The organism is Mucilaginibacter sp. (assembly GCF_965225845.1).
Classification (GTDB): Bacteria; Bacteroidota; Bacteroidia; order Sphingobacteriales; family Sphingobacteriaceae; genus Mucilaginibacter.
On the sequence record NZ_CBDDBL010000002.1, the window covers coordinates 1,903,491 to 1,928,853 of the forward strand.

The window sequence follows — 25,363 nt, forward strand, 5'->3', positions numbered from 1 at the left end:
CAACTAATATGAAGCTATTTGACGTTTATCCAATCAATCCCATCAACATTGTAAAAGGTGTTGGCAGCCTTGTTTATGACGACAAGGGAACAGAGTATCTTGATCTTTATGGCGGCCACGCTGTAATTTCTATCGGGCATACCAACCCGCGATATGTTAAGCGATTGGAGGATCAGTTACATCAAATAGGTTTCTACTCTAACTCTATCGAGATCCCTTTGCAAAAGGAACTGGCTGAAAAATTAGGCAAAGTTTCCGGCAAAGAGGATTACCAGTTGTTCCTGTGTAATTCTGGTGCTGAAGCAAATGAAAATGCGCTTAAACTTGCATCGTTTTACAATGGAAAAAAGAAAGTTATTGCTTTCAGAAATGCTTTTCACGGCCGTACTTCATTAGCTGTTGCTGTTACTGATAACCCTAAGATTGTAGCACCTGTTAATGAAACGGACAATGTAATTTTTGTTCCCTGGCAGGATGAAGCTGCTTTGGAGCAAGCTTTCGCTAAAAATGAAATCTCATCGGTAATTATTGAAGGTATTCAAGGTGTTGGGGGTATACAAGTTGCCAGCGCAAGTTTCTTACAAAAGATCCGTTCGCTTTGCGACCAATATAACGCGGTATTTATTGCAGATTCTGTTCAATGCGGTTACGGCCGTACCGGCAAATTCTTTTCGCATGATTTTGCAGGCGTTAACGCCGATATCTACAGCATGGCTAAAGGTATGGGTAATGGTTTCCCTGTTGGCGGGATCATTATTTCGCCTAAAATTCAACCGGCTTATGGCATGTTGGGTACTACGTTTGGTGGTAACCATTTAGCTTGCGCCGCGGGATTAGCGGTGTTGGAAGAAATTGAGCAAAACAACCTGATGCAAAATGCTGCTGAAGTTGGTGAATACCTGATCACTGAATTAAGGAAATTTCCGCAGGTTAAAGAGGTTCGCGGCCGTGGTTTGATGATCGGCATTGAGTTACCTGCCGAGCTTTCAAATGTACGCAAGGATCTACTTTTCAAACACCATATTTTCACTGGTGAGGCCAAGCCAAACGTAATCAGGCTTTTACCGGCATTAAACTTAACCAAAGCCTACGCCGACAGGTTTTTAGAAGCATTTACAACTGTATTAAATCAACAATTAGTCCCTTCTTCCTAAACGGAGAAGGCCATTAGCCTATGAAACTTTTCACTTCTGTACATGATGTAACTGATATTAATGCACTTGCTGCCGAGGCTTTGCAGTTAAAGCAAAACCCGTATTCGCAGCAGCATTTGGGCAAAAACAAAACCTTAGGGCTTGTTTTTTTAAACCCAAGTTTGCGTACCCGCATGAGTACCCAAAAAGCCGCCTTGAATTTAGGCATGAATGTAATGGTGCTGAACATGGATAAAGAAGGCTGGGCATTGGAATTACAGGATGGTGTTGTGATGAATGGCACATCTGTAGAACACATTCGTGAAGCTGCGGCTGTATTAGGACAATATGTTGATATTATAGGGGTGCGCTCTTTTCCGGGATTAAAAAATCGTGACGAGGATTATAACGAAGAAATATTTAACAAATTTGTTAAATATTGTGGTGTGCCGGTTGTGAGTTTGGAATCAGCAACCCGTCACCCATTACAAAGTTTGGCTGACTTGGTGACGATCACCGAGTTAAAAACAAAACCCCGCCCTAAAGTGGTATTAATCTGGGCGCCGCATATAAAACCATTGCCTCAAGCCGTTCCAAATTCCTTTGCGGAATGGATGTGTAAAGCTGATGTTGATTTTACCATCACTCATCCAAAAGGTTACGAATTGAGTACCGATTTTACTCAAGGCGCTACAATTACCCATAACCAGGATGAAGCTTTGGCTGATGCTGACTTTATCTATGTAAAAAACTGGTCGGCTTTTGAGCCTTATGGTAAAGTATTGCCCGGTAACGAGGATTGGATGCTGACCAATGAAAAATTGAAGATCACCAATGATGCAAAAGTAATGCACTGTTTACCTGTTCGCCGTAATTTGGAATTGTCTGATGAAATATTGGACGGGCCATCATCTATTGTAGTGCCTGAAGCGGGTAACCGTGTATGGGCTGCCCAGGCTGTTTTGAAACAAATGCTGGAATCACTGTAAAATGTATATACCAAAATTCAATGCTTTCCCGGATAAGAATGAGGTTATCAGCTTTATGCGGAAGTATAGTTTTGGAACGGTCATAACTTCTGTCGATAATTTACCTGTCGCAACGCATTTGCCATTTTTAATAGAGGAAAAAGATAATCAGGTTATGATCTCATCACACTTTGCTAAAGCAAACCCACAAGCTTTGGATGTGGACGGCATTGCTAATCTTGTAATTTTCACCGAGCCACACGCTTACATATCTCCAAAGAATTATCCTAAGGAAGCTGAGGTGCCCACCTGGAATTATATTGCTGTACATGCCTATGGCAAAGCCCGCTTATTAGAAACGGAGGACGAAAATCTGAGCTTATTGAAGCATACGATTAATACCTACGAGCCCGAATACTTCAAACAATGGAAAAAACTACCCCAGGAGTTCAAATCTAAAATGATTAAAGGTATTGTTGGATTTGAAATTGTTGTGACCGACTTACAAGCCAAAAGTAAACTCAGCCAAAACCGTAGCGGGGTTGAGAAGGAAAATATCATCCACTCCTTAAGTAAAAGCCCGTTTGAAAGTGAGCGGGAGATTGCTAAATACATGGCTTCATTAAAAAAGCACTAAACTTCTTTATCCCTGAATGAAAAGTTAATTACCTTGTTTAAGGTGAGCCCCTGCACTACAATCGAAAAGATAACCACGAAGTAGCTACCAGCCAAAATAATTTCGCGGTATGCGGAGTGTGGCAACGAAAGTGCCAGGGCTATCGAAATGCCACCACGTAAACCAGCCCAGGTTAAAATATTTACGTTACTGTAGTTTATTTGTAACGTACGCCTCAAAAAGGTTGATGGTATGGTGATGCTTATCCACCTGGCAATCAGCATTAATATAATAGCAAGCGCGCCTGTCTCTAAATAACCCGTAATAAAGGAAAGATTGATCACTTGTAAACCGAGCATTACAAATAGCACTGTATTTAGCATTTCATCAATCAGCTTCCAGAAATTTTCGAGTGCCTCGTGGGTATGTTGCTTACTATTTGAATTAATGGAGCGATTTCCCATAAACAATCCGGCAGCAACAACAGCCAACGGCACCGATAAACCAGCGTAGATACAAATAATAGATATACTCATTACCAATGCCAGCGACACCAAAACGATTGTTTGAAAATCAGTTATTGAGCGCATTAAACGAAACGCCAGGAAACCCATCAGTACACCCAATGCGATACCGCCAAATACTTCTCTAACAAATAATAAAGCTGTTTTGCCAATGTCGATATTATCAGCACCTGTCCGGGTTATTTCGAGCAGGGTGATAAATAGTACCAGCCCTACCCCATCATTAAATAGAGATTCCCCGGTGATAATGGTTTCCAAATGCGTAGGTAACTTGGACCCCTTAATAACCGCGCCCACGGCAACCGGGTCTGTAGGCGAAATTAAGGCACCGAATAAAAAGCAGTAGATAAGGTTTACATGAATATTAAACAATAAACCAACATAATGAAACATCAACCCAAATACAGCGGTTGAAATTATAACGCCAATAGTGCTTAACACCATAACAGGGAACATTTCCCGGCGCAACTTCTTGGTATCTACATTTAGCGCCCCGGCAAATAACAGGAAAGCCAGCATAATATCCAACACCACTTTAGAAAAGTCGATATTTTTAGCCAGCAGTGTTAAATATCGTGCGACATACGGGTCGGCTTTATCTACTATAAGCGTGATCACAGATACAATTACCGCAATAGTGATTATGCCGATAGTCCCCGGCAGGCGAATAAACCGGGCATTGATATAAGAATAGATAGCGCTTACAATTACCAAAAGGGCTATAATTAAAAACAGATCCATAGGATTATCAATTATTGCCGCTTCGGCATTATACATGATCACTTCGCGTCCGGCTCAGTCATCATCGTTTCGGTGTTAAAATATCTTACCACTAACCTGTTGTCGCTGTTCCTGTTAAAATAGTTCAGGATCCAGGTTAAAAACACACTTAGCTTATTACTAAAGCCGGCCAATGTGAGTATATGCACAAATCCCCAAAGCAACCATGCAAAAAATCCCTGGAAATGAAACATCCCCAGATCGGCTACTGCCTTGTTGCGTCCGATAGTAGCTAATGATCCTTTATCAAAGTATTTAAAAGGCACTGTTGGTTCGCCTTTTATCAGGTGGACAATATTTTTCGCCAGGTGCTGCCCTTGCTGCATTGCGGCCGGAGCTACTCCCGGTAGCCCGTTAGGCATATCCTGTGTGATCATCGCAGCAACATCGCCAATGGCAAAAATATTCTCATAACCATTTACACGACTGATATTATCGGTTAAGATACGGCCCCCTTTCGCAATGTTTTCCTGCGGGATACCGTCGATCAGTTCGCCTTTAACGCCGGCAGCCCAAAACACATTTTTAGTATGGATAACTTTACCATCATCTATCTTCAGTTCATAGCCATCATAGCTTTGCACATGCACGCCATTATATATGGTTACTTCGCCTTTCTCTAAAAACTCCTTTGCCTTTTGTGATGCTTTTGGGGTCATGGCAGCAAGCAACCGATCCTTTCCTTCAACCAGGTACACTTTCATGTGCTGTTTTTTCAAGCCATGATAATCCTTCATTAATATCAGCTGCCGCATTTCGGCTAATGCGCCCGAAAGTTCAACACCGGTAGGTCCGCCGCCCACCACTACAAAGGTCATTAAGGCTTCACGCTCATTGTAAGTTTTAGTAACCAGTGCTTTTTCAAGATTCTGTAAAATTAAGCTTCTCAAGTTCAGCGCCTCCGGTATATTCTTCATCGGCATGGCGAAATGCTCAATCTCTTTATTACCGAAGAAATTGGTATTAGAGCCTGTGGCAATTACCAGATAATCATAGGTTATCTCCCCAATATCTGTACTTACCGTATTGCTTTCAGGATTAACCTTTTGTACATCAGCCAAAAAGAACCTGAAATTATCCTGTTTAGTAAATATTCTCCTGATTGGAAAACCTATGGAATCAGCCGGGATAGCGCCCATAGCAACCTGGTAAAGTAATGGTTGAAAAGTGTGGTAATTATGTTTATCAAGCATTAACACCTTTACAGGAGCATTTTTAAGGTTTTTAGCAAGTTGTATTCCGCCAAATCCCCCGCCTATTATTACAACGCGGGGTACCGTTTTATTTGGTGTGTCCATAATGTAGTATAAGCAATAAAATTACCGTTTGTGTTTTAAATAATATGATAAAGGAATCGCTTAGCAGTTAGAATGACGTATCGGTTACAAAAGCTAATTATTTCCAAATTTTAAATAAGCTAATTTTAAAGTATCATAAGATAATTTTCGATAAAAAATATGAAGTAATTAGATATAGATTTATCATTAAATATGATATTAATACTAAATTAACGGCTAACACTTCATTTTTAGGTAATATTATGTTAATATTTGCTATAAAGTGATTAAATTTTAATAATTATTGAGAACAAATCATTATTTTTAACCGCAACAGCGCTAATAAATGAAAAAAATAGCTCTTTTTATCTGTATAATATTAAATTTTTCAGCATCACAAGCCCAAGTAAAAAAGGTTGACAGCTGGACAGACGGCAAATTTGTAACCGTAAATGGCGCCAAACTTTGGGTAGTAGTTGTAGGCGAAGGCGATCCGATAATTTTCATTCCGGGAGGGCCGGGTGGAAACCATTTAGGCTACCGCGCCTTTGATCCATTGGCAGAAAATCATCACCAGTTAATTTACTTTGATGCCTTTGGCAGAGGTAAATCCGACACGGCAAAAAATGTAAGTGAATATACCCTAGCACGCGATATTGATGATATCGAGGCACTGCGTATAGCCTTAAAACTGGATAAGATCACCCTGCTGGGCCATTCATATGGCGGAGTTGTGGCACAAGGGTACGCCTTAAAATATCCATCGCATTTAAGTCATTTAATTTTGGCGGATACCTTCCACAGCTTTTTAATGTGGCAGGAAAATGATGATAACAGTAACCGCGAAATAAAAACAAATTATCCTGAAATCTGGGATCAGTTAATGAAAATACGCAATGCAGGAGCAATATCAAGTGACCCGGAGCACCAAAAGATTTATGGAGAGGTTCCATACGGTTTTCTATACGCCTGCAACCCTGAAAAGTTTGAATATCATGGAGATACTTCTAATCAAATAGTTAAAATGTATCGTAAGCATGGGCCTTATCCTAACCCAAACAATGCTAAGCTTTACTATCAAATGGTTGGTAAAGATGGAGATTTTATTGTAGGAAGCGATATTGGCACGTTTGATTACCGCAAACAGCTTAAAGACCTAAAAATGCCTGTTTTAATAGAAACAGGCCGATATGATCGTGTTGCAGTGCCGTGGATGGCTTTAAAATTTAAGGAATATTGCCCGCAGGCCGAGTTTGTAATGTTCGAGCATTCGGGGCATAACCCACAGGTTGAGGAACCTGAAAAGGATTTTAAAATAATTAACGATTTTTTAGCTAAACAGTAGCGAAAGTACTTATACATTCGTACAGGTATTTGGTGAGTTATGGATAAAAGTAAAAAGGAAAACGCTTTACATATCATTAAAATTGGCGGGAACGTTATCGACAATTCAGAGAACCTGCATAAATTCCTGAAAGATTTTACAGCACTGGATGGGTTTAAAATATTGGTACATGGTGGTGGTAAGGTAGCCACACAGCTGTCGGAGACATTAGGAATCGAAGCTAAAATGGTAGATGGCAGGCGTATAACTGATATTGAGACTTTACGAATAGTAACCATGGTTTACGGTGGCCTCATTAATAAAAATATAGTAGCACAGCTTCAAAAATTCGGCAATAATGCCATTGGGCTTACAGGTGCCGACGGGAATTTTATACGTACAAAAAAACGACCGGTAAAAACGATTGACTATGGTTTTGTAGGTGATATTGATGATAAATCGGTTGATGCCGAAGGTATAAAACGGTTGATGGAAGCTGGCTTCACCCCGGTTTTTTGTGCAGTGACACATGATGGTGACGGGCAATTATTAAACACCAATGCAGATACTATTGCATCGGCATTAGCGGTATCATTAGCAAAACTCTTTGATACCACACTGATATACTGTTTTGAAAAGCAGGGGGTGCTAAAGGATATTAATGATGAAACATCTTTAATAAAGGAAATTGACCCGGTTTATTACGAAGAATTAAAACAACAAAAAATAATCCACAGCGGGATGCTGCCAAAGCTGGATAACGCTTTTACTGCCATTAATTGCGGTGTAAGCTCGGTTATTATTGGCCATGCCGATAAACTTGGAAAATTAAAACACAATAGCTCATTTGGGACCCGTTTAAGTAAAAATGCATGAATTCACAACAAAATATTGCCATAATCGGCAGCGGAAACATTGGCTTATCATTAGCTAAGGGATTGGTAAAGGGAGGGATATGCAAACCGCATCAGATCATGCTTACCCGAAGAAATATAGCATCATTATCATTACTGGTTGATGAAGGCTATTATGTTACCGATAACAACATTAAAGCCGTTAAACGTGCCGATATAGTGGTATTGGCTGTATTGCCACAGCAACTAAATAAATTGCTTGATGAAATAAAACCCGCCATAAAATCGGAGAAACAATTGCTTGTTTCGGTGATATCTGGCGTTACCTGTGCCGATATCAGGAAACAACTGGATATCAATGTGCAGGTTATTCGCGCTATGCCTAATACGGCTATCGCCATAGGCCACTCCATGACATGTATTGCTACGGATAACGGCAGTAACAAAAATATTAACCTGGTAAAATCTTTATTCGATACGGTTGGTGTAAGCATCCAGATAAACGAAGAATTAATGACATCGGCAACCGCGCTTTGCGCCTGTGGTATCGCATTCTTTTTACGCTCTATACGTGCTGCGTCACAAGGCGGAACAGAGATTGGGTTTCACTCCGCAGATGCGCTTAAAATGGCTGCTCAAACTGCCAAGGGGGCTGCCGACCTGATCCTGCAATTGGCATCGCACCCGGAACAGGAAATAGATAAGGTTACTTCGCCAAGTGGCTGTACTATTGCCGGCTTGAATGAGATGGAACACAATGGTTTTAGTTCGGCAATGATAAAAGGAATTAAATTATCTGCGGATAAAGCCGGTGAGTTATATCATCACGAAAGTTAGTTCTTAATGGATTTTTTTCCTTTTGATACTGTAGGATTAACCGTAAGCCAGTTTGATGATTTTTATCAGACTTATACTAAACTCGATGCGCAATTCAGCATTCAATCCACAGGTAATATTGACTTCCATTTAGATGATTTTGAATCATTCAGATCTTATAGCGACATTAAAGTCAGAGGATCGTTTGTGATCAAGGGATGCAAAAATGATTGTTACATCCTGTTTGTTGAAAGTAACCACAACAGTTTAAGTGATAAAGCAAACAGTACTGACTACCAAATTTGGGCAGTTGCCTATCTAAAACAAGATTTTGGCCGGGTATTGATCCGCAGGGAAACATTAGCTGATAAAATTACAGAGCTGGTTCACCCTGTAGAAATTGATTTTGCGGAGGACAAGGCGTTTAGTGACACTTTTTATGTTTTGGCTAATAACCATCAAAAAGCAGTTGCAGGTATGAACCGCAATTTTAGGAACGCCGTTATGGATACCAGGTCGGATGATTTTATTATTGAGATCAATGAGCATTCATTGCTGATTGGACACCCGAATTCAATCTCAGCAGAAAAATCAGTTCACCTTGCCGAATTTATTAAGCGTATCGCAAATTTGTGTTAAACTTTGATCGTGCTCCTATCCACTTTGTGGATATCGGTATTTAAATAATCTTTTTCCACCAGGCCATCGCGCATGCGTACAATACGGTGTGCGTGCTGGGCAATATCCTCTTCGTGAGTTACCAAGATGATGGTGTTGCCTTTGTCGTGGATATCCTCTATCAATCCCATTATCTCAATGGAAGTTTTGGTATCCAGGTTACCCGTTGGCTCATCAGCCAATATAATAGATGGATTATTGATCAGCGCCCTTGCCACAGCAACACGTTGCCTTTGTCCGCCCGAAAGCTCATTAGGCTTATGCGTTATACGATTGCCAAGGCCTACATTTTCCAGGGATTTTTGCGCCCTGTCAAGCCTTGCATCCCGGCTTATTCCTGCGTATACCAATGGTAATGCTACATTTTCTAAGGCGGTATTACGAGGCAAAAGGTTAAATGTTTGAAAAACGAAACCAATCTCTGAATTACGCACTTCAGCCAGGTCATTTTCAGTCATATGACTTACGTTGATGCCGTTTAGGATATATTCGCCTTTGCTCGGGGTATCCAAACAGCCCAAAATGTTCATCAGGGTTGATTTTCCCGAACCGGAGGGCCCCATCAAAGCCACAAATTCTCCTTTATTAATCGTTAGCGAAACCGATTTAAGCGCGTGAATGGTTTCCGTGCCTATTACATATTTTCGTCCGATATCTTTAATGGTGATTAATGGCTCCATGCGTTTTTGTTTATTGGACTAAGGGTATGATGGTTTTGTTACAGGGGAGTTGAAAGTTTAAAGTGAAAAGTTTAAAGTAAATATCATGCTTAACTTTTCACTTTAAACTTTCAACTATTTCTCTATCACTTTAGGCACTAAAAAATACTCATTCGTATGCTTAGGTGAATTTTTCAAGCCATCTTCTGTAGTTATCTGTTGTTTTACAACATCATCACGTAAAACGTTAACCTCATCGGTCATGTAGATCAGCGGCTCTACGCCAGACGTATCTATCTCATTCAGCTTAGCCATAAAATCAAGTATCTTGTTCATATCCTTAATCATCCCTTCCTTTTCATCTGCTGCCAGTTCAAGGCGGGCAAGGTTAGCTACTTTTTCTACTGTTTCTTTATCGATTATCATGATACTGACTGTAATTTCTGATCCATTATTTCATAAACCCTATCGCGCAGCGCATCAGCGTCATCTACCGTCATACCTGCCGTTACAATAGGCTTATGCACAAATATATGACAAACACCCGGTTTACTGCCATATTTAAGTCCGTCGTCCCATAAAACCTTCCAGGTATCCAGGGCCGTAACCGGGATGATCGGTGCCTGCATTTCTATAGCCAAACGGAATGGGCCATTCTTAAACTCCACTAATCTCGGCGGATAATTGCCTGATATGGTTCCCTCGGGAAAGATAACCATACTCATGCCTTTTTCCATTCGCTCGGCTGCTTTTTTATATGCCCTGAATGAGGCTATTTTACTATTACGGTTTACCGGTATGTCAATGGTTCTAAAATATAAACCCGTAACAAAACCCTTCAGCAGTTCCTCCTTACCCATAAATGAAAAGTTATTTTTGGTGAGAATACTCACAGCAGAAATATCAAGATTAGAGGTGTGATTTGGACAGATCACATAAGTGCGCGACCAATCGACTGCCTCCTCAAATTCAAAATGATAGCGAATTCCTGCAAGTCCTGAGCTTACCAGTCCCCAAAAACGGCGCATTTTATTCATCGAATTATACCGCTCCGGCTTGCGCGAAAAGTAATACATCAACGGCCAAAGAATAATATAAAAAGTGCCCACACTATAACGGTAAAAATAAGTGTGTACTTTTTTTAGGAATAATTTCATTACGCCCAAATGTAATAAATAGTTGATGTTTGGCTGTGCATCAGGCTACCAATTTTTCATTAATTATGCCGTAAACCTTATCGCGTAATTTATCAGCATCTTCCGGTGCAAAGTCAGTTGTATCAATGGGCTTATGCACATAAAAATTACATATGCCGGGTTTAGTACCATGTTTAGTACCATCGTCCCAAAGCATTTCCCATGTATTTGCCGATGAAACCGGGATGATTGGCACTTTTAGTTCGATAGCTAACTTAAACGGCCCGTTTTTAAATGATTGTAAGGTTGGCGGATATTTGTCGCTAATTCCTCCTTCCGGGAAAATAACCACGCTGGTACCACCTTTTATTTTCTCACCAGCTGCCTTAAACGCACGGAATGATGACATTTTGCTCTCCCGATTTACCGGGATATCGACTGTTTTAAAAAACAAGCCTGTAACTATGCCATCCTTTAGCTCCTCTTTGCCCATAAAACAATAGTCGCCTTTTATCATCACGCACATTGCGGCTATGTCAAGATTAGAGGTATGGTTTGGGCATATGATATAAGTTTTACTCCAGTCTATTGCTTGCTCATACTCAAACTTAAAAAAGAATCCCGCCAGGCCCGAACTCACCGCTGCCCAGCCGCGGCGGAATTTATTCATGGTTTTATAACCCGACGGTTTAAGGGATAAAATTTTGATAAATGGCCATGTAGCATAATACGTAAGCACTACGGATACTACGTATAGATATATGTGTACCTTTTTTAATAGTTTCATCTTTACCAAAAATATAAAAATTACTTACTTTCGCCACATGGAAACAGTAGTTAGTGGTATCCGTTCAACAGGAAACCTGCACCTGGGTAATTATTATGGTGCTATTCAGAATTTTATAAAAATGCAGCATGAATATAACTGCTATTTTTTTATTGCCGACCTCCATTCGTTAACCACACACCCCACTCCTGCCGACCTGCACAAAAACGTGAAACAGGTTTTGATAGAGTATCTGGCGGCAGGTATTGATCCTGAAAAATCAACCATTTATGTACAATCACATGTTCCCGAGGTATCTGAATTGTACCTGTACTTGAATATGAATGCCTACCTGGGCGAATTAGAGCGCAGCACATCATTTAAAGATAAAGTTCGCGCACATCCCGATAACGTAAATGCCGGTTTGCTTACCTACCCGGTGCTTATGGCTGCGGATATTTTGATACACAGGGCTACTAAGGTACCTGTAGGTAAAGACCAGGAGCAACATTTGGAAATGGCCCGCACATTTGGCAACCGATTTAACAGGCTGTATAAGCACGAATATTTTCCGGAGCCTTATGCTTTTAACTTTACCGGCAACCTGGTAAAAATTCCGGGACTGGACGGCAAAGGAAAAATGGGTAAATCAGAAGGCGAAGGCAACGCGGTATTTTTATCGGATACGCCCGAAGCAATCCGCAAAAAAGTAATGCGTGCCGTTACTGACGGCGGACCGACTATCGAAAACCAGGAAAAACCTGTTGAAATACAAAATTTGTTTGATCTGATGACCGTGGTATCAACACCGGATACCTATGAGCATTTTGATAATCTTTACAATACTTGCCAAATCCGTTACGGTGATTTGAAAAAACAGTTAGCTGAGGATATGATCATTGCTACAGCGCCTATTCGCGACCGTATTAATGATATCGCCAATGATGAGGTATATTTACGCCAGGTTGCCCGCCACGGCGCTATAAAGGCTCGTGAAAGCGCGCAAAAAACCATTCGCGAGGTAAGAGAAATTATCGGGTTCAGGAGTTTTTAATCAGAACTATAAAATTCAAGAATTTATAGAATTAGTCTGCTAAAATTCGGTTAATTCTGTAAATTAGGAAAATTCTGATTCAGACAAAAGACAAAATCATAACATGCACATTGCTATTGTAGGCAACATTGGAGCCGGAAAAACTACCCTTGCTGAACTGCTGGCCAAAAGCTACGGATGGGACCCGTTATTTGAAGCCGTTGATAACAACCCTTATTTAGAGGATTTTTATAACGATATGAAACGCTGGAGTTTCAACCTGCAGATCTATTTTCTGAACAGCCGCTATCGCCAGTTGATCGACATACAGGAATCAGGCCGCAATGTAGTACAGGATAGGACTATTTATGAGGATGCCTTTATCTTTGCCGAGAATTTGCATGACATGGGCCTGATGACTACCCGTGATTTTGAGAATTACCGTGCGATATTCGATAATATGACGTCGTATATTAAACCACCGGATCTGTTGGTTTACCTAAAAGCATCGGTACCTACTTTAGTTAATAACATCCAGCGCCGCGGTCGCGAGTATGAAATCGGTATTCGTATTGATTACTTATCCAAGCTTAATGAAAAATATCAGAAATGGATAGGTGGTTATAATTTAGGCAAATTGCTGGTTATCGACAAAGATGTTATTGATTTTGCCAACAATACCGAAGATATGGCAACCGTTGTACAATTAATTGAAAGAGAAATAAACGGGTTGTTTTAATCCGTGTTCATTTGAAAAGGTACGGAGGAGATTTTCTGCACCGGGCAAATGACTAATGCATTTCAAAGAAGATTTCTCCCGCTTATCGAAATGACAAAATCTTAATAAGGTTTATGAAAATACTCGGCATCATTCCGGCACGCTACGCCTCTACCCGCTTTCCGGGTAAACCTTTTGTTGATATTGCCGGTAAAAGCATGATCCAGCGCGTTTATGAGCAGGCAAAAAAATGCGATTCATTAGCAGAAGTTATTGTTGCTACCGATGATGAGCGCATATACAAACATGTGCATGATTTTGGGGGCATTGCTTTAATGACATCGCCAGATCATCAAAGCGGAACTGATCGTTGTGCAGAAGTTGCCCTGCAACGCCCGCAATATGATGTGATCATCAACATCCAGGGTGATGAACCTTACATTGACCCGGAACAGATAACTAAGGTCGCTGCCTGCTTTACCAGCAAAGAAGTAGAACTATCAACCCTGATTAAAAAAATAACAACACCAGAGGAATTGAACAATCCCAATTCTCCAAAGGTTATCATTAACAAACATTCCGAAGCAATATACTTTTCACGTACACCGTTACCCTATTTGCGTGCCCATGAGCCGGAGGATTGGTTAAAACACTTTACTTATTTTAAACATATTGGCATTTACGGGTACCGCGCTGATATTTTGCAGGAGTTAACCAAATTGGCTATATCTCCTTTAGAAAAAGCGGAGAGTTTAGAGCAATTGCGCTGGGTAGAAAATGGTTATAAAATAAGAGTTGCTGAAACTGAACTGGAAACTCATGCTATTGATGTACCCGACGATCTGAAAAAACTTAACTTGGGTTAAACAATTAATCTGATAACCTGTTAAACCGATAGATAAGCATGAATATTTAATTCTGTTTGACATCTTTTGAATAAAGTATATATTTGCAGCAGCTTGTCATATAGTCATACTATAAAAATGGGACGTTTTAACTTACATCATCTTCATCTGCATCATCGCCACCACATGGCGACCAGATAATTGTATGTTTCAACTTGAAACTCGAACCTTCTTTTTATTTATAGTTAACACCACATCCATTTGAAAACATTAAAAATCGCGATCCAAAAATCGGGTCGTCTCAACGAAAAATCCGTTGAACTGCTAAAAAACTGCGGTCTGAACTTTGAAAACTACAAAAGCTCATTGATCTCACCGGTTTCCAACTTCCCTTTAGAAATTCTTTTTCTTCGTGATGACGATATCCCCGAGTATGTTCAGGATGGTATTGCCGACCTGGGTATAGTTGGCGAAAATGTTATTGAAGAAACTGAAGTGCAAGTTAATTACCTGCAACGTTTAGGTTTTGGCAAATGCTCATTAAAAATAGCAGTGCCTAATAATAATATAATTACCACCCTCGATCAACTAAATGGTAAATCTATTGCGACCACCTACCCTGTTATTTTAGGAAAATTCCTTAAAAAAGAAGGTATTGAGGCAGATATTCGCACTATCTCCGGTTCGGTAGAAATCTCTCCCGGTTTAGGTTTAAGCGATGCTATTTGCGATTTGGTATCAACAGGTGGTACGCTTAAAAGTAACGGACTGGTGCCTTTTTCTGATGTTATGTCGAGCGAAGCAGTATTGATCTGTAATGAAAACAATTCCGAATTAGATTTGATCAAAGAGTTGGTTCAACGGATACAATCTGTATTGCGTGCTAAAGAAACTAAATACGTGGTTTTAAATGTTCCAAAAGAAAACCTGCCGGCAATAATCGCGCTATTACCAGGCGTAAAAAGTCCATCGGTAGTACCTTTGGCCGAAGATAATTGGGTAGCAGTACACACTGTTATTCCTGAACGTGATTTTTGGGACAAAATAAGCCAGCTTAAACAAGCAGGCGCGCAGGGTATTGTAGTAATGCCAATTGAGAAGATAATATTATAAAAAAGTTATCAGTTCCCGGTGGACAGATCGCATTTGCTACTGTTTACTGTGAAATGACAACTGCAAACTGAAGATGAAAACATACAATTATTCAGACTTAAATTCAAAAGAGATCAAAAAGCTCGTTCAGCGCAATGTTGATCCGGCGCATGAGATCCGTGGTATTGTGGAAGAAATATTAGCCCGGGTTAAGCTGCATGGCGATGCTGCTTTGTATGATTATGCATTAAAGTTTGAGCATGTTTTATTAGACAAACTCTACCTAACTAAAAACGAACTTGCTGAAATTGCCCAGGGAGTTTCTCCTCAGCAAAAGGCTGCTTTAGATACTGCATATAAAAACATATATGCTTTTCACCAAACCCAACTAAAAACCGAGGATAAGGTAGAAACTATGCCCGGCGTAACCTGCTGGCGCGAATTACGGCCAATTGAAAAAGTTGGTTTGTACATCCCCGGCGGAACGGCAGTTTTGCCAAGTACTTTTTTAATGCTGGGTATTCCTGCCCGGATTGCCGGATGCCATGAGATTGTGGTTTGTACGCCGCCACAAAAAGATGGTAAAGTGAACCCTTTTATTGCATATGTGGCTTTACTATTAGACGTAGATAAAGTTTACCTATCCGGTGGTGCGCAGGCCATTGGAGCGATGGCTTACGGTACGGAAACTATTCCTAAAGCGGATAAGATCTTCGGTCCCGGCAATCAATTCGTCACTAAAGCTAAAACTATCATTCAGTCAACAACAACTACCGCTATTGATATGCCCGCAGGACCGTCAGAAGTTTTGGTAATTGCTGATGAAACCGCCAATCCTGTTTTCATTGCAGCTGACCTGTTAGCACAGGCTGAGCATGGTGCTGATAGTCAAGCCGTTTTGGTGACCAATTCGGCAATTATCACGCAGCAAACAATTAAAGAATTAACGCAACAATTATTAGTTTTACCAAGAGCTGAAATTGCGGCGAAAGCTATTGAAAATTCATATATTATTACAACTGCTAATTTGGATGAGGCTATGCAGTTCAGTAACCAGTATGCGCCTGAACACTTGATCTTAGCGACTGAGAACTGGCAGCAAATAGCACCAAAAATTATTAACGCTGGATCAGTATTTTTAGGAAATTTAACTCCTGAAAGCGTTGGCGATTATGCATCGGGTACAAACCATACTTTGCCTACCAGTTCATACGCGAAAGCTTATTCGGGTATATCGGTAGACTCTTTTGTTAAAAAGATCACATTCCAGCATATTACGCCTGATGGTATTAGGAACATCGGGCCAACAGTGGAAATTTTAGCAGAATTAGAAGGTTTACAGGCGCATAAAAATGCGGTCACCGTTAGAAGCCCCTCCCAACCCTCCCTGGAGGTAGGACTGTAGAAAAGTCTCCCCTGCCGGGGTAGATTTAGCGGGGGCTTTGCAATTAAAATAGAATTAAATGTATGTTCAGCATAAATAATATAATCAGGGAAAATATAAAAAACTTAACACCTTACTCTTCAGCACGTGACGAGTTTAAAGGCGAAGCCAGTGTTTATTTAGATGCCAATGAAAATGCTTACGGCTCTCCATTGGAACAACAATATAACCGTTATCCTGATCCGTTACAATACAAAGTTAAAAAGCGTTTAAGCGATATAAAGGGCGTTCCACCACGTAACATTTTTTTGGGAAATGGCAGCGACGAAGCTATTGATATTTTGTTCCGTAGTTTTTGCAATCCAGGAGTAGATAATGTGATATTGGTACCACCAACTTATGGCATGTACCAGGTTTCGGCAAACATTAATGATGTTCACGTCAAAAATGTATTGCTGACCGAAGACTACCAGCTTAACATGGAGGGCATTGCTGAGGCAATAGATAAGCATACTAAAATGATCTTTATCTGCTCACCGAATAACCCTACCGGTAATTCGATCAATCGCGACGATATTGAAACCCTCCTTGCCAACTTTAATGGTTTAGTTGTGGTGGATGAGGCTTATATCAACTTCAGCAGGCAAAAAACATTTATTCAGGAGCTTACTGAATATGCTAATTTAGTTGTATTGCAAACCCTATCGAAGGCCTGGGGCTTAGCAGGTTTACGTATCGGCATGGCTTTCGCCAGCGAAGAAATCATCGAAGTAATGAACAAGGTTAAGCCGCCTTATAACATTAACGAGGCCTCACAGGAGTTGGCTTTAAAAGCATTACAGAATATAGAACAGGTTAACACCTGGATAAAAGAAACATTAAATCAGCGCGACAGATTAGTGCTGAATCTTAAAAACTTAGATTTAGTGCTGGATATCTATCCATCAGACGCTAACTTTATTTTGGTTAAAACAACCGATCCGAAAGCTATTTATAACTTTTTAGTTGAGCGGGGCATTATTGTAAGAGACCGCTCTAAAGTTGACCTTTGCGAAGGGAGTTTACGTATAACGGTGGGAACGCCTGTAGAAAATGATATTTTACTGAATACTTTACAGGAATATAAATGAGCAATCCAAAGAAAATACTTTTCATTGACCGCGATGGTACGCTGATAAAAGAACCGGCTGATGAGCAAATAGATTCGTTTGCTAAACTGGAATTTTACCCCGGCGTTTTACAATACCTGCCTAAAATCGCCAAAGAACTGGATTACGAATTGGTAATGGTAAGCAATCAGGATGGTTTAGGAACTGCTTCTTTTCCTGAAGATACCTTTTGGCCTGTGCAGAATTTTATTCTTACTACGCTAAAAAATGAAGGTGTTGAATTTTCAAATATCTGTATAGATAGGACTTTTCCTGCTGACAACGCACCCACCCGGAAGCCGGGAACTGCGCTGCTTACTCAATATTTCGATACAGAAAAATACGATCTAAAAAATTCATTTACCATCGGCGACCGTAAGAACGATATCCTATTAGGATATAATCTTGGCGCTAAAGCTATCTGGTTAAATGATAACCCAGGCTTGGGCGACAAAGAATTTGGTCAGGATGAAGCTACTAAAATAAAAAGTACCGTGTCTTTACAAACCACGCACTGGGAAAAGATATACGAATTCTTAAAACTGGGTGAACGTGTGGTTGAACATCGACGTATTACCAAAGAAACCGACATCTATATAAAAATAAACCTTGACGGCAGTGGTGAGTCGAAAGTAAAAACGGGACTTCATTTTTTTGATCATATGCTGGATCAAATTGCGAGGCATGGCAGCATCGATCTGGAGGTTATTGCCAAAGGCGACCTGCATATTGATGAGCACCACACCATTGAAGACACAGGAATAGCTTTAGGTGAGGTTTTTGCTGCTGCGTTAGGAAATAAAAGAGGCATTGAGCGTTATGGTTTCTGCTTACCGATGGATGATTGCCTGGCACAGGTTGCCATTGATTTTGGTGGGCGCAACTGGATAGTTTGGGATGCGGAATTTAACCGCGAAAAAGTCGGCGATGTACCTACAGAAATGTTTTATCATTTTTTCAAGTCATTCTCCGATGCGGCTAAATGTAACTTGAATATTAAGGCTGAAGGTCAAAACGAACATCATAAAATTGAAGCTATTTTTAAAGCTTTTGCAAAAGCAATAAAAATGGCGGTAAGGCGTGATGTAAATAATATGGTTTTACCTTCAACAAAAGGTGTTTTATAATAGCATCAAGAGCCAAGATTCAAAAACCAGGAAGCTGCATTTTTCTTGACTATTGAATCTTGATTCCTGACTCTCAATTCAAAAAAAATGATAGGCATAATTAGCTACGGCGCCGGAAATATATTCTCTCTCACTGCTGCATTAGAACGGTTAGGAATTGCCTATGGCATGATCTATAAGGAAGAGGATTTTGAGCAATACGACCGCTATATTATACCGGGTGTTGGCCATGCTGGTGCGGCTATGCATAAGTTGGAACAAACCGGGCTTATACCTAAAATAAAATCGCTTACGAAACCTGTTTTGGGTATTTGTGTGGGTATGCAGTTATTGACTTCTTATTCTGAAGAAGGAGATTCCAGTCTTCTTAATTTATTCCCGATTAAAACGCTTCGATTTAAAGATAGTCCTGACTATAAAGTTCCGCATACAGGTTGGAATACCATCTTTCCTGAGAAGGAAAATCTTTTATTTAAAGATATTCCATCGGGTTCACACTTTTACTTTGTACATTCATACTTTATTGAGTATGACACTGCATATACTTTATCTTCAACTAATTACAACTCACAATTTTCGGCCTCTATTTGGCGGGATAATTTTTACGGGGTGCAATTCCATCCTGAAAAATCCGGCAAGTACGGTGAAACGCTATTAACTAACTTCTCAAATATATAAACAACATGTACATTATTCCTGCAATTGATATTTTAAATAAAAAAGTGGTAAGGCTACGCGAGGGTGATTATGAGCAGGTGACTGAATACGATGTTACTTTAGAAGAAATGATCGAGAGGTACCAGTCATACGGTACAAATTTCATCCACATCATAGATCTCAACGGTGCTAAAAATGATTTTAGCAACCAGCAATACCTGTTTGATGTAATTAAAAAAACATCTATGCAAGTGCAATATGGTGGTGGTATCCGTAGCATTGAAAAAGTTAAAGAACTTTTGGATGCCGGCGTACAGCGCGTAATTGTTGGTACACAAGCTATATCTAACCCGGATTTTTTGAAAAACTTAAGCAAATCCTTAGGCAGTGCTAAATATCTTGACCGTGTAGTGATTGCTATAGACGTGTTAGATGAAGTGATTAAATATTCCGGTTGGATGGAAAGTTCCCCAATTAAGTTGATGGATTATGTTGATAAGTGCCTTGCCCTAGGTTTCTTCCGCTTTTTGTGTACTGATATTAATAAAGATGGCAAATTAGGTGGTGCGGGTATTGACTTATATAAAAAACTACTTGACCATTCACCTTTTATAAAACTGATCGCATCAGGCGGAGTAAGCTCAATGGCTGATATTGACTCATTAAGTAAGATTAAAGTAGAATCATGCGTAGTTGGGAAAGCTATTTATGAAGGCCATATTACTATTGAAGAAATAAAAAACTGGAATTTGGAATCTTTGGTAACGATATAATTCCTCCCATGTTAGCTAAGCGAATTATCCCATGCCTCGACGTTAAAGACGGGCGCACTGTTAAAGGTGTGAATTTTGTCGATTTGCGTGATGCCGGCGACCCGGTTGAATTAGCCTGGAACTATTCACGGCAAGGTGCTGATGAACTGGTTTTCCTGGATATTACAGCAACACATGAGCGCCGTAAAACCATGGTTGAACTGGTTAAAGCTGTAGCAAGACAAATAAACATTCCTTTTACGATTGGCGGGGGTATTAACGAAATTGCAGATGCTGATGCTTTGCTTAATGCTGGCGCGGATAAGATTTCTATTAACTCCGCAGCAGTTCGCAACCCTGCTTTTATCGATGAACTGGCAAAAGCATTTGGTGTACAATTTGTTGTTGTAGCTGTAGATACTAAATTTATAGGCGATAAAAACATTGTGCATTTGAATGGCGGCAGGATCCCCACAAAAAAAGAAACATTAGACTGGATTATGGAAGCTGAAAGCCGTGGTGCGGGTGAAATATTATTGACTTCCATGAGCCATGATGGTACTAAAAATGGTTTTGATAACGGCTTATTGAAACAAGTTAATGACACGGTCCATATCCCGGTCATCGCTTCGGGCGGTGCGGGTTCGGTGCAACATTTTGTGGATGTGTTTGAGAAGACAAATGTGGATGCGGCATTGGCTGCTTCTGTATTTCATTATGGCGAAATACTGATTCCCGATCTAAAAGAGATATTAAGACAAAACAATATAGAAGTTCGTACTATTGCTTAATAAGCAGCATATATAATAATTAATGGAAATAGATTTTGATAAAACCAGCGGTTTAGTACCCGTAATTATACAGGATGAGCAAACTTTAGAGGTACTAATGCTTGGTTACATGAACCAGGAAGCCTATGATAAAACCGTTCAGGAAAATATAGTTACTTTCTTCTCTCGTACCAAAAACCGATTATGGACCAAAGGCGAAACCAGCAATAACTTTCTACATGTTAAAAGCATGGCGATTGATTGCGACAACGATACCATCCTGATAAAAGTAAAACCTGACGGCCCAACCTGCCATACCGGCGACCGCAGTTGCTTTAAAACAGAGTTTAATCAAAATTTTATTCTTGAACTTGAAAACATCATAGCTGATCGATATGAGAACCCGGTTGAAGGGTCATATGTTAATAAACTTCGCCAAAAAGGGCTTAATAAAATAGCGCAAAAAGTTGGTGAAGAAGGCGTGGAAACCGTTATCGCAGCTTTAGCTGAAACTGAGTTTGAAATGATCAATGAATCATCTGACTTAATTTTTCACCTGTTAGTTTTGCTGCGCGAAAAGGGATTAAGTTTGGAAACTATCGCTAAAAACCTGGAGCAAAGACATAAGTAATCTGAGTTAACAGTTGAAGGTTGAAAGTCTAAACTTTAGACTTTCAACCTTCAACTGTTAACTTTCAACTAAAAAAATGATCACCGTAGAAAAAACAGCCGAGCTTACAGGCCATAGCAACCCTATTTTTACATTAGAGCTTTCGCAAAAGCCGGGAATATTATTTACCGGTGGCAATGATAAAGGTGTTGTGGAATGGAGCTTAAAAACCAACAGCTTTATTAAGGTGATGTTTCCGGTTCCCGCGTCGGTTTATACTATACATTGCCCGGTAGGTTTACCTTTGATGTTTACCGGTTTGCGAACAGGTGATGTGCCAGTATTTGATTTCATCCAGCAGAAAGTCATTACTATCCTTAAACATCATACAAAACCCATCTTTGATATTAAGTCAGTTCCCTTTAAAAATGAGTTGCTTGCAGCCTCTGAAGACGGAACAGTATCCGTATGGGACCTGAACACGCTTAAACTATTACATGTAATCCAAGTATCCGCAGATACTATACGAAGCATAGCTATTGAACCTATACTTCAACAAGTCGCTTTCGGCTGCCGAGATAATAAGGTTAAAATTTACGACCTTGTTGATTATTCCTATATCACAACTTTGGAGGGGGAATTTGGTCACACAATGGCTGTATTCTCAACGCAATATTCACCTGCAGGTGATTACCTGGTAACTGGTAGCCGCGATGCACAGGTAAAAATTTGGAATACGGCAAATTATGAACTGATGCAAAATATTGCCGCGCACTTGTTCGCCGTAAACGCGATTGCCTTCCATCTTACCCAGCCTTATTTTGCTACCGCGAGTATGGATAAAAGCATCAAACTTTGGGGAGCAGATGATTTTAAATTATATAAAGTTATCAGTCGCGATAAAGGCCATCCCGGGCATGTGTTATCTATAAATAAATTGGTTTGGAACGGTGACGACCTGATTTCTGTAAGTGACGATAAAAGAATAATTATCTGGAAAATACAGTTTGATTAGCCACTAATTTATCGTGCCTTTTAATAGAATGAAGTGTATGGGTATAGCGTTTCAATTCTTCTGAATAGATGCCGTCATCATCAATACTATCGATCTTTACTTTTCCTGATGCGTGAATAATTTGCTTTTCGTTAAGCATAATCCCTACATGAACTACTTTCATTTCTGCATTCTTAAAAAAAGCCAGGTCTCCTAAACGCGCATCTGTTAAGCCAGCAACGGTAGTCCCTTGTTCAGCTTGTTGAGAAGCATCCCTTAACAACTTTATGCCATGTAATTTGAATACAGCCTGCACATACCCAGAGCAATCAATACCGAAATGCGTACGCCCGCCCCACAAATAAGGTGCATTTATAAATGATTTAGCTGTTGAAAAAAAATTTTCAATATCCCCTTTAGGGCCAATTATCTCAAATTTTTCGTTGCCTATTTTGCATCGGTTACCTTCTAAAAAAGAAAGCGAGCTACCTACCGGTAGATATAATACAGTGTTATCAGATTTTTTCCAGGCTTGGGTTACCGTACCATAAGTTAGCGGCGAAGATTTTTTAATTAGATCCTGATAGGCCAAATGGCCTAACATAACAAATTGTAAGCGGCTTACCCACCCAGTATAGCTATCAAAAGTTGTAGTAATTTTAGCCCACTTGTCTGTCCACTCAATAATTTCAAAAGTTTCGCCAAATAACACCTGCGATGTCATCTCACTCAACTCTTTCGGTTCAGCTCGCATGGGTATTACCGCTAAATTACAAATACCGTATTCCATATAAATAAGGTCCGCAATACAGTTTTAAATATTGTACGCTTCGTAAGGTTATTTTATTGTTTAAAAAAATAAACATAATAAAAAAAGGAAGACAAATTGCCTTCCTTTTAATAATAATTAAATTAATATTATTCGTTCATGTGCAGCCAATCTTTTTTGGCAAGCAATTCTTCTTGAGTTTCACGTACATTTTCGTCATCTACACAGCAATCAACCGGGCATACTGCAGCACATTGCGGTTCATCATGAAAACCTACACACTCGGTACATTTATCAGGCACAATGTAATAAATATCATCAGATAAAGCTGCCTGTGTTTCCTCTGCGTTTAAAGTTACACCATCGCCAAAATCAATAATTCCCTTTAAACCTGTACCGTCAGAGAAACGCCAAGCTGCTCCTGCATCATAAATTGCATTATTTGGGCACTCAGGTTCACAAGCTCCACAGTTTATGCATTCATCTGTGATTATAATCGCCATATTGTATAAAATATCTTATATTCTGAATTAACTTTGCCCCGCCGTTAAACGAGTACGCAAATATAACAAAAAAACGGTTTAAGGGTTTAGTATACTTACCATTTATATGTCAAAAATTAACATACCGGATTTAATTAATATATTTTCAACCTTAGGTGAACAACTTTCCAACCCCGATGAACAATTAATAGAGATCATTAACGATGAATTGCATTACAACGCCTGGTTTACCCCTGATAATGTAGCGAAAGCCGTTAAGGCTATTGGTAAATCACTTAATCGTGCCGACCTGCAAACTTGGCTGGGCAAATACAACTTCAATAGTTCAAACAAAAAAGTTGGATTGATCCTTGCCGGTAATATCCCAATGGTTGGATTTCATGATGTTTTATGCGTGTTGGCAAGTGGAAACTATGCATTAATAAAAACATCATCGCAAGATAATCACCTGATAAAGTATGTATTGCAGAAGTTGGTTGAAATTCAACCGGCCCTTGCTGATCAATTCAGTTATGTTGAGAGATTGGAGAAATTTGATGCAGTTATAGCTACTGGCAGCAATAATACCTCACGCTACTTTGACTACTATTTTGGTAAAGTTCCTAACATCATCCGTAAAAACAGAAACAGTACTGCTGTATTAACAGGTAATGAAACCGAACAACAATTGCATGAATTAGGCCATGATATTTTTGATTATTACGGCTTAGGCTGTAGAAATGTATCTAAATTGCTGGTGCCGGAAGGTTATAACTTCAATTTCTTTTTCGAGTCGATACAGAGTTATGAGGATATCATTCATCATCATAAATACAACAATAATTACGATTATAATAAATCTATTTATTTAGTGAATCGCGATGAACATTTAGATAATGGCTTTTTACTTGTAAAAAAAGATGAACGCTTAACCTCGCCGCTTGCTGTGTTGTTTTATAGTAATTACAAAATTTTGCATGATGCTGAGCAAATGATCAATGCAGAAAGCGAAAAGATACAATGCGTTGTAAGTGATGAAAAGTTAAATGTCAGTAACCAGGTTGTTGATTTCGGCCAAAGCCAGCAACCCAAACTATGGGATTATGCCGATGGCATTGATACGATGGATTTTTTGTCAAATCTTTAAAATAACAATACCTTTGGAATGTGTTAAAAGTGGAAAATTCAAAGTAAAAGTTAATCACAGCTTACACTTTCAACTTTATAACTTTACCTTCAACAACGAAATGTATATAATTAAAGTTAAAGGCGTAGCTAAAATACCTGATTACGTACAGTTAAGGGACGATAAGTTTACGCTGCTGGCTTATTTCAGGGTCGACAGGCCGGATAAATCGCTGGATAAAGTTGGGCTTGCCGAAAAAGCTGAATACATAATGAATATTGTTAAAGAATTGCCTTTTGGGCAGATATTGAAATTAGACCTGTAA

Annotated in this window: 29 protein-coding genes; 21 read left to right on the top strand and 8 right to left on the bottom strand. The window is 39.6% G+C overall.

Features of this window, described 5'->3' with window-relative positions:
• Window positions 1-8 precede the first annotated feature (8 nt).
• The 3 genes from ACYZ0U_RS12520 to ACYZ0U_RS12530 are packed head-to-tail and all read left to right on the top strand — an operon-like array spanning window position 9 to window position 2,738.
• Window positions 9-1,154, top strand: coding sequence for an aspartate aminotransferase family protein (locus ACYZ0U_RS12520; protein ID WP_461452716.1), 1,146 nt, complete (start codon window positions 9-11; stop codon window positions 1,152-1,154).
• Window positions 1,155-1,174: 20 nt separating this feature from the next.
• Window positions 1,175-2,122 carry an N-acetylornithine carbamoyltransferase gene (locus ACYZ0U_RS12525; protein ID WP_461452718.1) on the top strand — a complete coding sequence of 316 codons (948 nt, stop codon included), beginning with the start codon at window positions 1,175-1,177 and terminating at the stop codon, window positions 2,120-2,122.
• Window position 2,123: 1 nt separating this feature from the next.
• Window positions 2,124-2,738: an FMN-binding negative transcriptional regulator gene (locus ACYZ0U_RS12530; RefSeq protein ID WP_461452720.1), complete on the top strand. Its 615-nt coding sequence runs from the start codon at window positions 2,124-2,126 to the stop codon at window positions 2,736-2,738.
• On the opposite strand, the gene ACYZ0U_RS12535 is transcribed toward ACYZ0U_RS12530, so the two are convergent.
• The gene (locus ACYZ0U_RS12535) at window positions 2,735-4,018 is read right to left on the bottom strand and encodes a cation:proton antiporter (RefSeq protein ID WP_461452722.1); all 1,284 of its coding nucleotides are present in this window, start codon (window positions 4,016-4,018) and stop codon (window positions 2,735-2,737) included. The two genes, ACYZ0U_RS12530 and ACYZ0U_RS12535, sit on opposite strands and share 4 nt — an antisense overlap.
• Before the next feature lie 2 nt (window positions 4,019-4,020).
• A complete protein-coding gene (locus tag ACYZ0U_RS12540; protein WP_461452724.1) occupies window positions 4,021-5,319 on the bottom strand; it encodes an NAD(P)/FAD-dependent oxidoreductase in 1,299 nt (432 codons plus the stop codon).
• 325 nt (window positions 5,320-5,644) lie between these two features.
• Here ACYZ0U_RS12540 and ACYZ0U_RS12545 point away from each other — a divergent pair, with 325 nt between their 5' ends.
• Genes ACYZ0U_RS12545 through ACYZ0U_RS12560 form a run of 4 tightly spaced genes read left to right on the top strand, consistent with a single transcriptional unit; the run spans window position 5,645 to window position 8,931 of the window.
• Window positions 5,645-6,643, top strand: coding sequence for an alpha/beta fold hydrolase (locus ACYZ0U_RS12545; protein WP_461452726.1), 999 nt, complete (start codon window positions 5,645-5,647; stop codon window positions 6,641-6,643).
• A 39-nt stretch (window positions 6,644-6,682) separates the two neighbouring features.
• The gene (argB, locus tag ACYZ0U_RS12550) at window positions 6,683-7,498 is read left to right on the top strand and encodes an acetylglutamate kinase (protein WP_461452728.1); all 816 of its coding nucleotides are present in this window, start codon (window positions 6,683-6,685) and stop codon (window positions 7,496-7,498) included.
• Window positions 7,495-8,313: a pyrroline-5-carboxylate reductase gene (proC, locus tag ACYZ0U_RS12555; RefSeq protein WP_461452730.1), complete on the top strand. Its 819-nt coding sequence runs from the start codon at window positions 7,495-7,497 to the stop codon at window positions 8,311-8,313. Before argB ends, proC begins: the two co-directional genes overlap by 4 nt.
• Before the next feature lie 6 nt (window positions 8,314-8,319).
• Window positions 8,320-8,931, top strand: coding sequence for a hypothetical protein (locus ACYZ0U_RS12560; protein WP_461452732.1), 612 nt, complete (start codon window positions 8,320-8,322; stop codon window positions 8,929-8,931).
• Here ACYZ0U_RS12560 and ACYZ0U_RS12565 read toward each other — a convergent pair.
• The 4 genes from ACYZ0U_RS12565 to ACYZ0U_RS12580 form a co-directional block, all read right to left on the bottom strand.
• Complete coding sequence (locus ACYZ0U_RS12565; RefSeq protein WP_461452734.1) at window positions 8,928-9,650, bottom strand: ABC transporter ATP-binding protein; 723 nt, start codon at window positions 9,648-9,650, stop codon at window positions 8,928-8,930. The genes ACYZ0U_RS12560 and ACYZ0U_RS12565 overlap by 4 nt on opposite strands.
• 114 nt (window positions 9,651-9,764) lie before the next feature.
• On the bottom strand, window positions 9,765-10,055 hold the full coding sequence (gene gatC, locus ACYZ0U_RS12570) for an Asp-tRNA(Asn)/Glu-tRNA(Gln) amidotransferase subunit GatC (RefSeq protein WP_461452736.1): 291 nt from the start codon (window positions 10,053-10,055) through the stop codon (window positions 9,765-9,767).
• Entirely contained in the window at window positions 10,052-10,786 is a 735-nt protein-coding gene (locus ACYZ0U_RS12575; RefSeq protein ID WP_461452738.1) for a lysophospholipid acyltransferase family protein, read from the bottom strand. Before ACYZ0U_RS12575 ends, gatC begins: the two co-directional genes overlap by 4 nt.
• Before the next feature lie 40 nt (window positions 10,787-10,826).
• Window positions 10,827-11,552 carry a lysophospholipid acyltransferase family protein gene (locus ACYZ0U_RS12580; RefSeq protein ID WP_461452740.1) on the bottom strand — a complete coding sequence of 242 codons (726 nt, stop codon included), beginning with the start codon at window positions 11,550-11,552 and terminating at the stop codon, window positions 10,827-10,829.
• A gap of 37 nt (window positions 11,553-11,589) precedes the next feature.
• Here ACYZ0U_RS12580 and trpS point away from each other — a divergent pair, with 37 nt between their 5' ends.
• From trpS to ACYZ0U_RS12640, 12 genes are all read left to right on the top strand, one after another.
• A complete protein-coding gene (gene trpS / locus ACYZ0U_RS12585) occupies window positions 11,590-12,585 on the top strand; it encodes a tryptophan--tRNA ligase (protein WP_461452742.1) in 996 nt (331 codons plus the stop codon).
• Between the two features lie 103 nt (window positions 12,586-12,688).
• Complete coding sequence (locus ACYZ0U_RS12590; protein ID WP_461452744.1) at window positions 12,689-13,303, top strand: deoxynucleoside kinase; 615 nt, start codon at window positions 12,689-12,691, stop codon at window positions 13,301-13,303.
• Between the two features lie 113 nt (window positions 13,304-13,416).
• Window positions 13,417-14,148: a 3-deoxy-manno-octulosonate cytidylyltransferase gene (gene kdsB, locus ACYZ0U_RS12595; protein WP_461452746.1), complete on the top strand. Its 732-nt coding sequence runs from the start codon at window positions 13,417-13,419 to the stop codon at window positions 14,146-14,148.
• Between the two features lie 240 nt (window positions 14,149-14,388).
• Window positions 14,389-15,240, top strand: coding sequence for an ATP phosphoribosyltransferase (gene hisG / locus ACYZ0U_RS12600; protein WP_461452747.1), 852 nt, complete (start codon window positions 14,389-14,391; stop codon window positions 15,238-15,240).
• 73 nt (window positions 15,241-15,313) lie between these two features.
• Window positions 15,314-16,624 carry a histidinol dehydrogenase gene (gene hisD / locus ACYZ0U_RS12605; RefSeq protein ID WP_461452749.1) on the top strand — a complete coding sequence of 437 codons (1,311 nt, stop codon included), beginning with the start codon at window positions 15,314-15,316 and terminating at the stop codon, window positions 16,622-16,624.
• A gap of 62 nt (window positions 16,625-16,686) precedes the next feature.
• Entirely contained in the window at window positions 16,687-17,733 is a 1,047-nt protein-coding gene (hisC, locus tag ACYZ0U_RS12610; RefSeq protein WP_461452751.1) for a histidinol-phosphate transaminase, read from the top strand.
• A complete protein-coding gene (hisB, locus tag ACYZ0U_RS12615) occupies window positions 17,730-18,878 on the top strand; it encodes a bifunctional histidinol-phosphatase/imidazoleglycerol-phosphate dehydratase HisB (protein ID WP_461452753.1) in 1,149 nt (382 codons plus the stop codon). Before hisC ends, hisB begins: the two co-directional genes overlap by 4 nt.
• 87 nt (window positions 18,879-18,965) lie before the next feature.
• The gene (hisH, locus tag ACYZ0U_RS12620; RefSeq protein WP_461452755.1) at window positions 18,966-19,556 is read left to right on the top strand and encodes an imidazole glycerol phosphate synthase subunit HisH; all 591 of its coding nucleotides are present in this window, start codon (window positions 18,966-18,968) and stop codon (window positions 19,554-19,556) included.
• Window positions 19,557-19,561: 5 nt separating this feature from the next.
• Window positions 19,562-20,308, top strand: coding sequence for a 1-(5-phosphoribosyl)-5-[(5-phosphoribosylamino)methylideneamino]imidazole-4-carboxamide isomerase (locus ACYZ0U_RS12625; protein ID WP_461452757.1), 747 nt, complete (start codon window positions 19,562-19,564; stop codon window positions 20,306-20,308).
• 8 nt (window positions 20,309-20,316) lie between these two features.
• Entirely contained in the window at window positions 20,317-21,078 is a 762-nt protein-coding gene (hisF, locus tag ACYZ0U_RS12630; protein WP_461452759.1) for an imidazole glycerol phosphate synthase subunit HisF, read from the top strand.
• Window positions 21,079-21,100: 22 nt separating this feature from the next.
• On the top strand, window positions 21,101-21,688 hold the full coding sequence (gene hisIE / locus ACYZ0U_RS12635) for a bifunctional phosphoribosyl-AMP cyclohydrolase/phosphoribosyl-ATP diphosphatase HisIE (RefSeq protein WP_461452761.1): 588 nt from the start codon (window positions 21,101-21,103) through the stop codon (window positions 21,686-21,688).
• 76 nt (window positions 21,689-21,764) lie between these two features.
• Window positions 21,765-22,682, top strand: coding sequence for a WD40 repeat domain-containing protein (locus ACYZ0U_RS12640; protein ID WP_461452763.1), 918 nt, complete (start codon window positions 21,765-21,767; stop codon window positions 22,680-22,682).
• Here ACYZ0U_RS12640 and ACYZ0U_RS12645 read toward each other — a convergent pair.
• Both ACYZ0U_RS12645 and ACYZ0U_RS12650 read right to left on the bottom strand, forming a co-directional pair.
• A complete protein-coding gene (locus ACYZ0U_RS12645; RefSeq protein ID WP_461452765.1) occupies window positions 22,657-23,415 on the bottom strand; it encodes a C40 family peptidase in 759 nt (252 codons plus the stop codon). The genes ACYZ0U_RS12640 and ACYZ0U_RS12645 overlap by 26 nt on opposite strands.
• 164 nt (window positions 23,416-23,579) lie before the next feature.
• Entirely contained in the window at window positions 23,580-23,933 is a 354-nt protein-coding gene (locus ACYZ0U_RS12650) for a 4Fe-4S dicluster domain-containing protein (protein ID WP_461452767.1), read from the bottom strand.
• Between the two features lie 106 nt (window positions 23,934-24,039).
• Here ACYZ0U_RS12650 and ACYZ0U_RS12655 point away from each other — a divergent pair, with 106 nt between their 5' ends.
• Window positions 24,040-25,059, top strand: a complete 1,020-nt coding sequence (locus ACYZ0U_RS12655) for an acyl-CoA reductase (RefSeq protein WP_461452769.1) — start codon at window positions 24,040-24,042, stop codon at window positions 25,057-25,059.
• A 100-nt stretch (window positions 25,060-25,159) separates the two neighbouring features.
• The gene (locus tag ACYZ0U_RS12660) at window positions 25,160-25,363 is read left to right on the top strand and encodes a fructose-6-phosphate aldolase (RefSeq protein ID WP_461452771.1); all 204 of its coding nucleotides are present in this window, start codon (window positions 25,160-25,162) and stop codon (window positions 25,361-25,363) included.

Excerpts from the sequence above, each read along its gene's own strand:
- ACYZ0U_RS12545 (WP_461452726.1), top strand. The coding sequence starts at position 5,645 with ATGAAAAAAATAGCTCTTTTTATCTGTATAATATTAAATTTTTCAGCA.
- ACYZ0U_RS12625 (WP_461452757.1), top strand. The coding sequence starts at position 19,562 with ATGTACATTATTCCTGCAATTGATATTTTAAATAAAAAAGTGGTAAGG.
- ACYZ0U_RS12645 (WP_461452765.1), bottom strand. The coding sequence starts at position 23,415 with ATGCGAGCTGAACCGAAAGAGTTGAGTGAGATGACATCGCAGGTGTTA.
- ACYZ0U_RS12640 (WP_461452763.1), top strand. The coding sequence starts at position 21,765 with ATGATCACCGTAGAAAAAACAGCCGAGCTTACAGGCCATAGCAACCCT.
- ACYZ0U_RS12580 (WP_461452740.1), bottom strand. The coding sequence starts at position 11,552 with ATGAAACTATTAAAAAAGGTACACATATATCTATACGTAGTATCCGTA.
- ACYZ0U_RS12565 (WP_461452734.1), bottom strand. The coding sequence starts at position 9,650 with ATGGAGCCATTAATCACCATTAAAGATATCGGACGAAAATATGTAATA.
- ACYZ0U_RS12650 (WP_461452767.1), bottom strand. The coding sequence starts at position 23,933 with ATGGCGATTATAATCACAGATGAATGCATAAACTGTGGAGCTTGTGAA.
- ACYZ0U_RS12660 (WP_461452771.1), top strand. The coding sequence starts at position 25,160 with ATGTATATAATTAAAGTTAAAGGCGTAGCTAAAATACCTGATTACGTA.
- hisC (WP_461452751.1), top strand. The coding sequence starts at position 16,687 with ATGTTCAGCATAAATAATATAATCAGGGAAAATATAAAAAACTTAACA.
- hisIE (WP_461452761.1), top strand. The coding sequence starts at position 21,101 with ATGGAAATAGATTTTGATAAAACCAGCGGTTTAGTACCCGTAATTATA.
- hisH (WP_461452755.1), top strand. The coding sequence starts at position 18,966 with ATGATAGGCATAATTAGCTACGGCGCCGGAAATATATTCTCTCTCACT.
- ACYZ0U_RS12535 (WP_461452722.1), bottom strand. The coding sequence starts at position 4,018 with ATGTATAATGCCGAAGCGGCAATAATTGATAATCCTATGGATCTGTTT.
- trpS (WP_461452742.1), top strand. The coding sequence starts at position 11,590 with ATGGAAACAGTAGTTAGTGGTATCCGTTCAACAGGAAACCTGCACCTG.
- ACYZ0U_RS12530 (WP_461452720.1), top strand. The coding sequence starts at position 2,124 with ATGTATATACCAAAATTCAATGCTTTCCCGGATAAGAATGAGGTTATC.
- argB (WP_461452728.1), top strand. The coding sequence starts at position 6,683 with ATGGATAAAAGTAAAAAGGAAAACGCTTTACATATCATTAAAATTGGC.
- ACYZ0U_RS12540 (WP_461452724.1), bottom strand. The coding sequence starts at position 5,319 with ATGGACACACCAAATAAAACGGTACCCCGCGTTGTAATAATAGGCGGG.
- gatC (WP_461452736.1), bottom strand. The coding sequence starts at position 10,055 with ATGATAATCGATAAAGAAACAGTAGAAAAAGTAGCTAACCTTGCCCGC.
- hisB (WP_461452753.1), top strand. The coding sequence starts at position 17,730 with ATGAGCAATCCAAAGAAAATACTTTTCATTGACCGCGATGGTACGCTG.
- kdsB (WP_461452746.1), top strand. The coding sequence starts at position 13,417 with ATGAAAATACTCGGCATCATTCCGGCACGCTACGCCTCTACCCGCTTT.
- proC (WP_461452730.1), top strand. The coding sequence starts at position 7,495 with ATGAATTCACAACAAAATATTGCCATAATCGGCAGCGGAAACATTGGC.
- hisD (WP_461452749.1), top strand. The coding sequence starts at position 15,314 with ATGAAAACATACAATTATTCAGACTTAAATTCAAAAGAGATCAAAAAG.
- ACYZ0U_RS12655 (WP_461452769.1), top strand. The coding sequence starts at position 24,040 with ATGTCAAAAATTAACATACCGGATTTAATTAATATATTTTCAACCTTA.
- ACYZ0U_RS12525 (WP_461452718.1), top strand. The coding sequence starts at position 1,175 with ATGAAACTTTTCACTTCTGTACATGATGTAACTGATATTAATGCACTT.
- ACYZ0U_RS12560 (WP_461452732.1), top strand. The coding sequence starts at position 8,320 with ATGGATTTTTTTCCTTTTGATACTGTAGGATTAACCGTAAGCCAGTTT.
- ACYZ0U_RS12590 (WP_461452744.1), top strand. The coding sequence starts at position 12,689 with ATGCACATTGCTATTGTAGGCAACATTGGAGCCGGAAAAACTACCCTT.
- ACYZ0U_RS12575 (WP_461452738.1), bottom strand. The coding sequence starts at position 10,786 with ATGAAATTATTCCTAAAAAAAGTACACACTTATTTTTACCGTTATAGT.
- ACYZ0U_RS12520 (WP_461452716.1), top strand. The coding sequence starts at position 9 with ATGAAGCTATTTGACGTTTATCCAATCAATCCCATCAACATTGTAAAA.
- hisF (WP_461452759.1), top strand. The coding sequence starts at position 20,317 with ATGTTAGCTAAGCGAATTATCCCATGCCTCGACGTTAAAGACGGGCGC.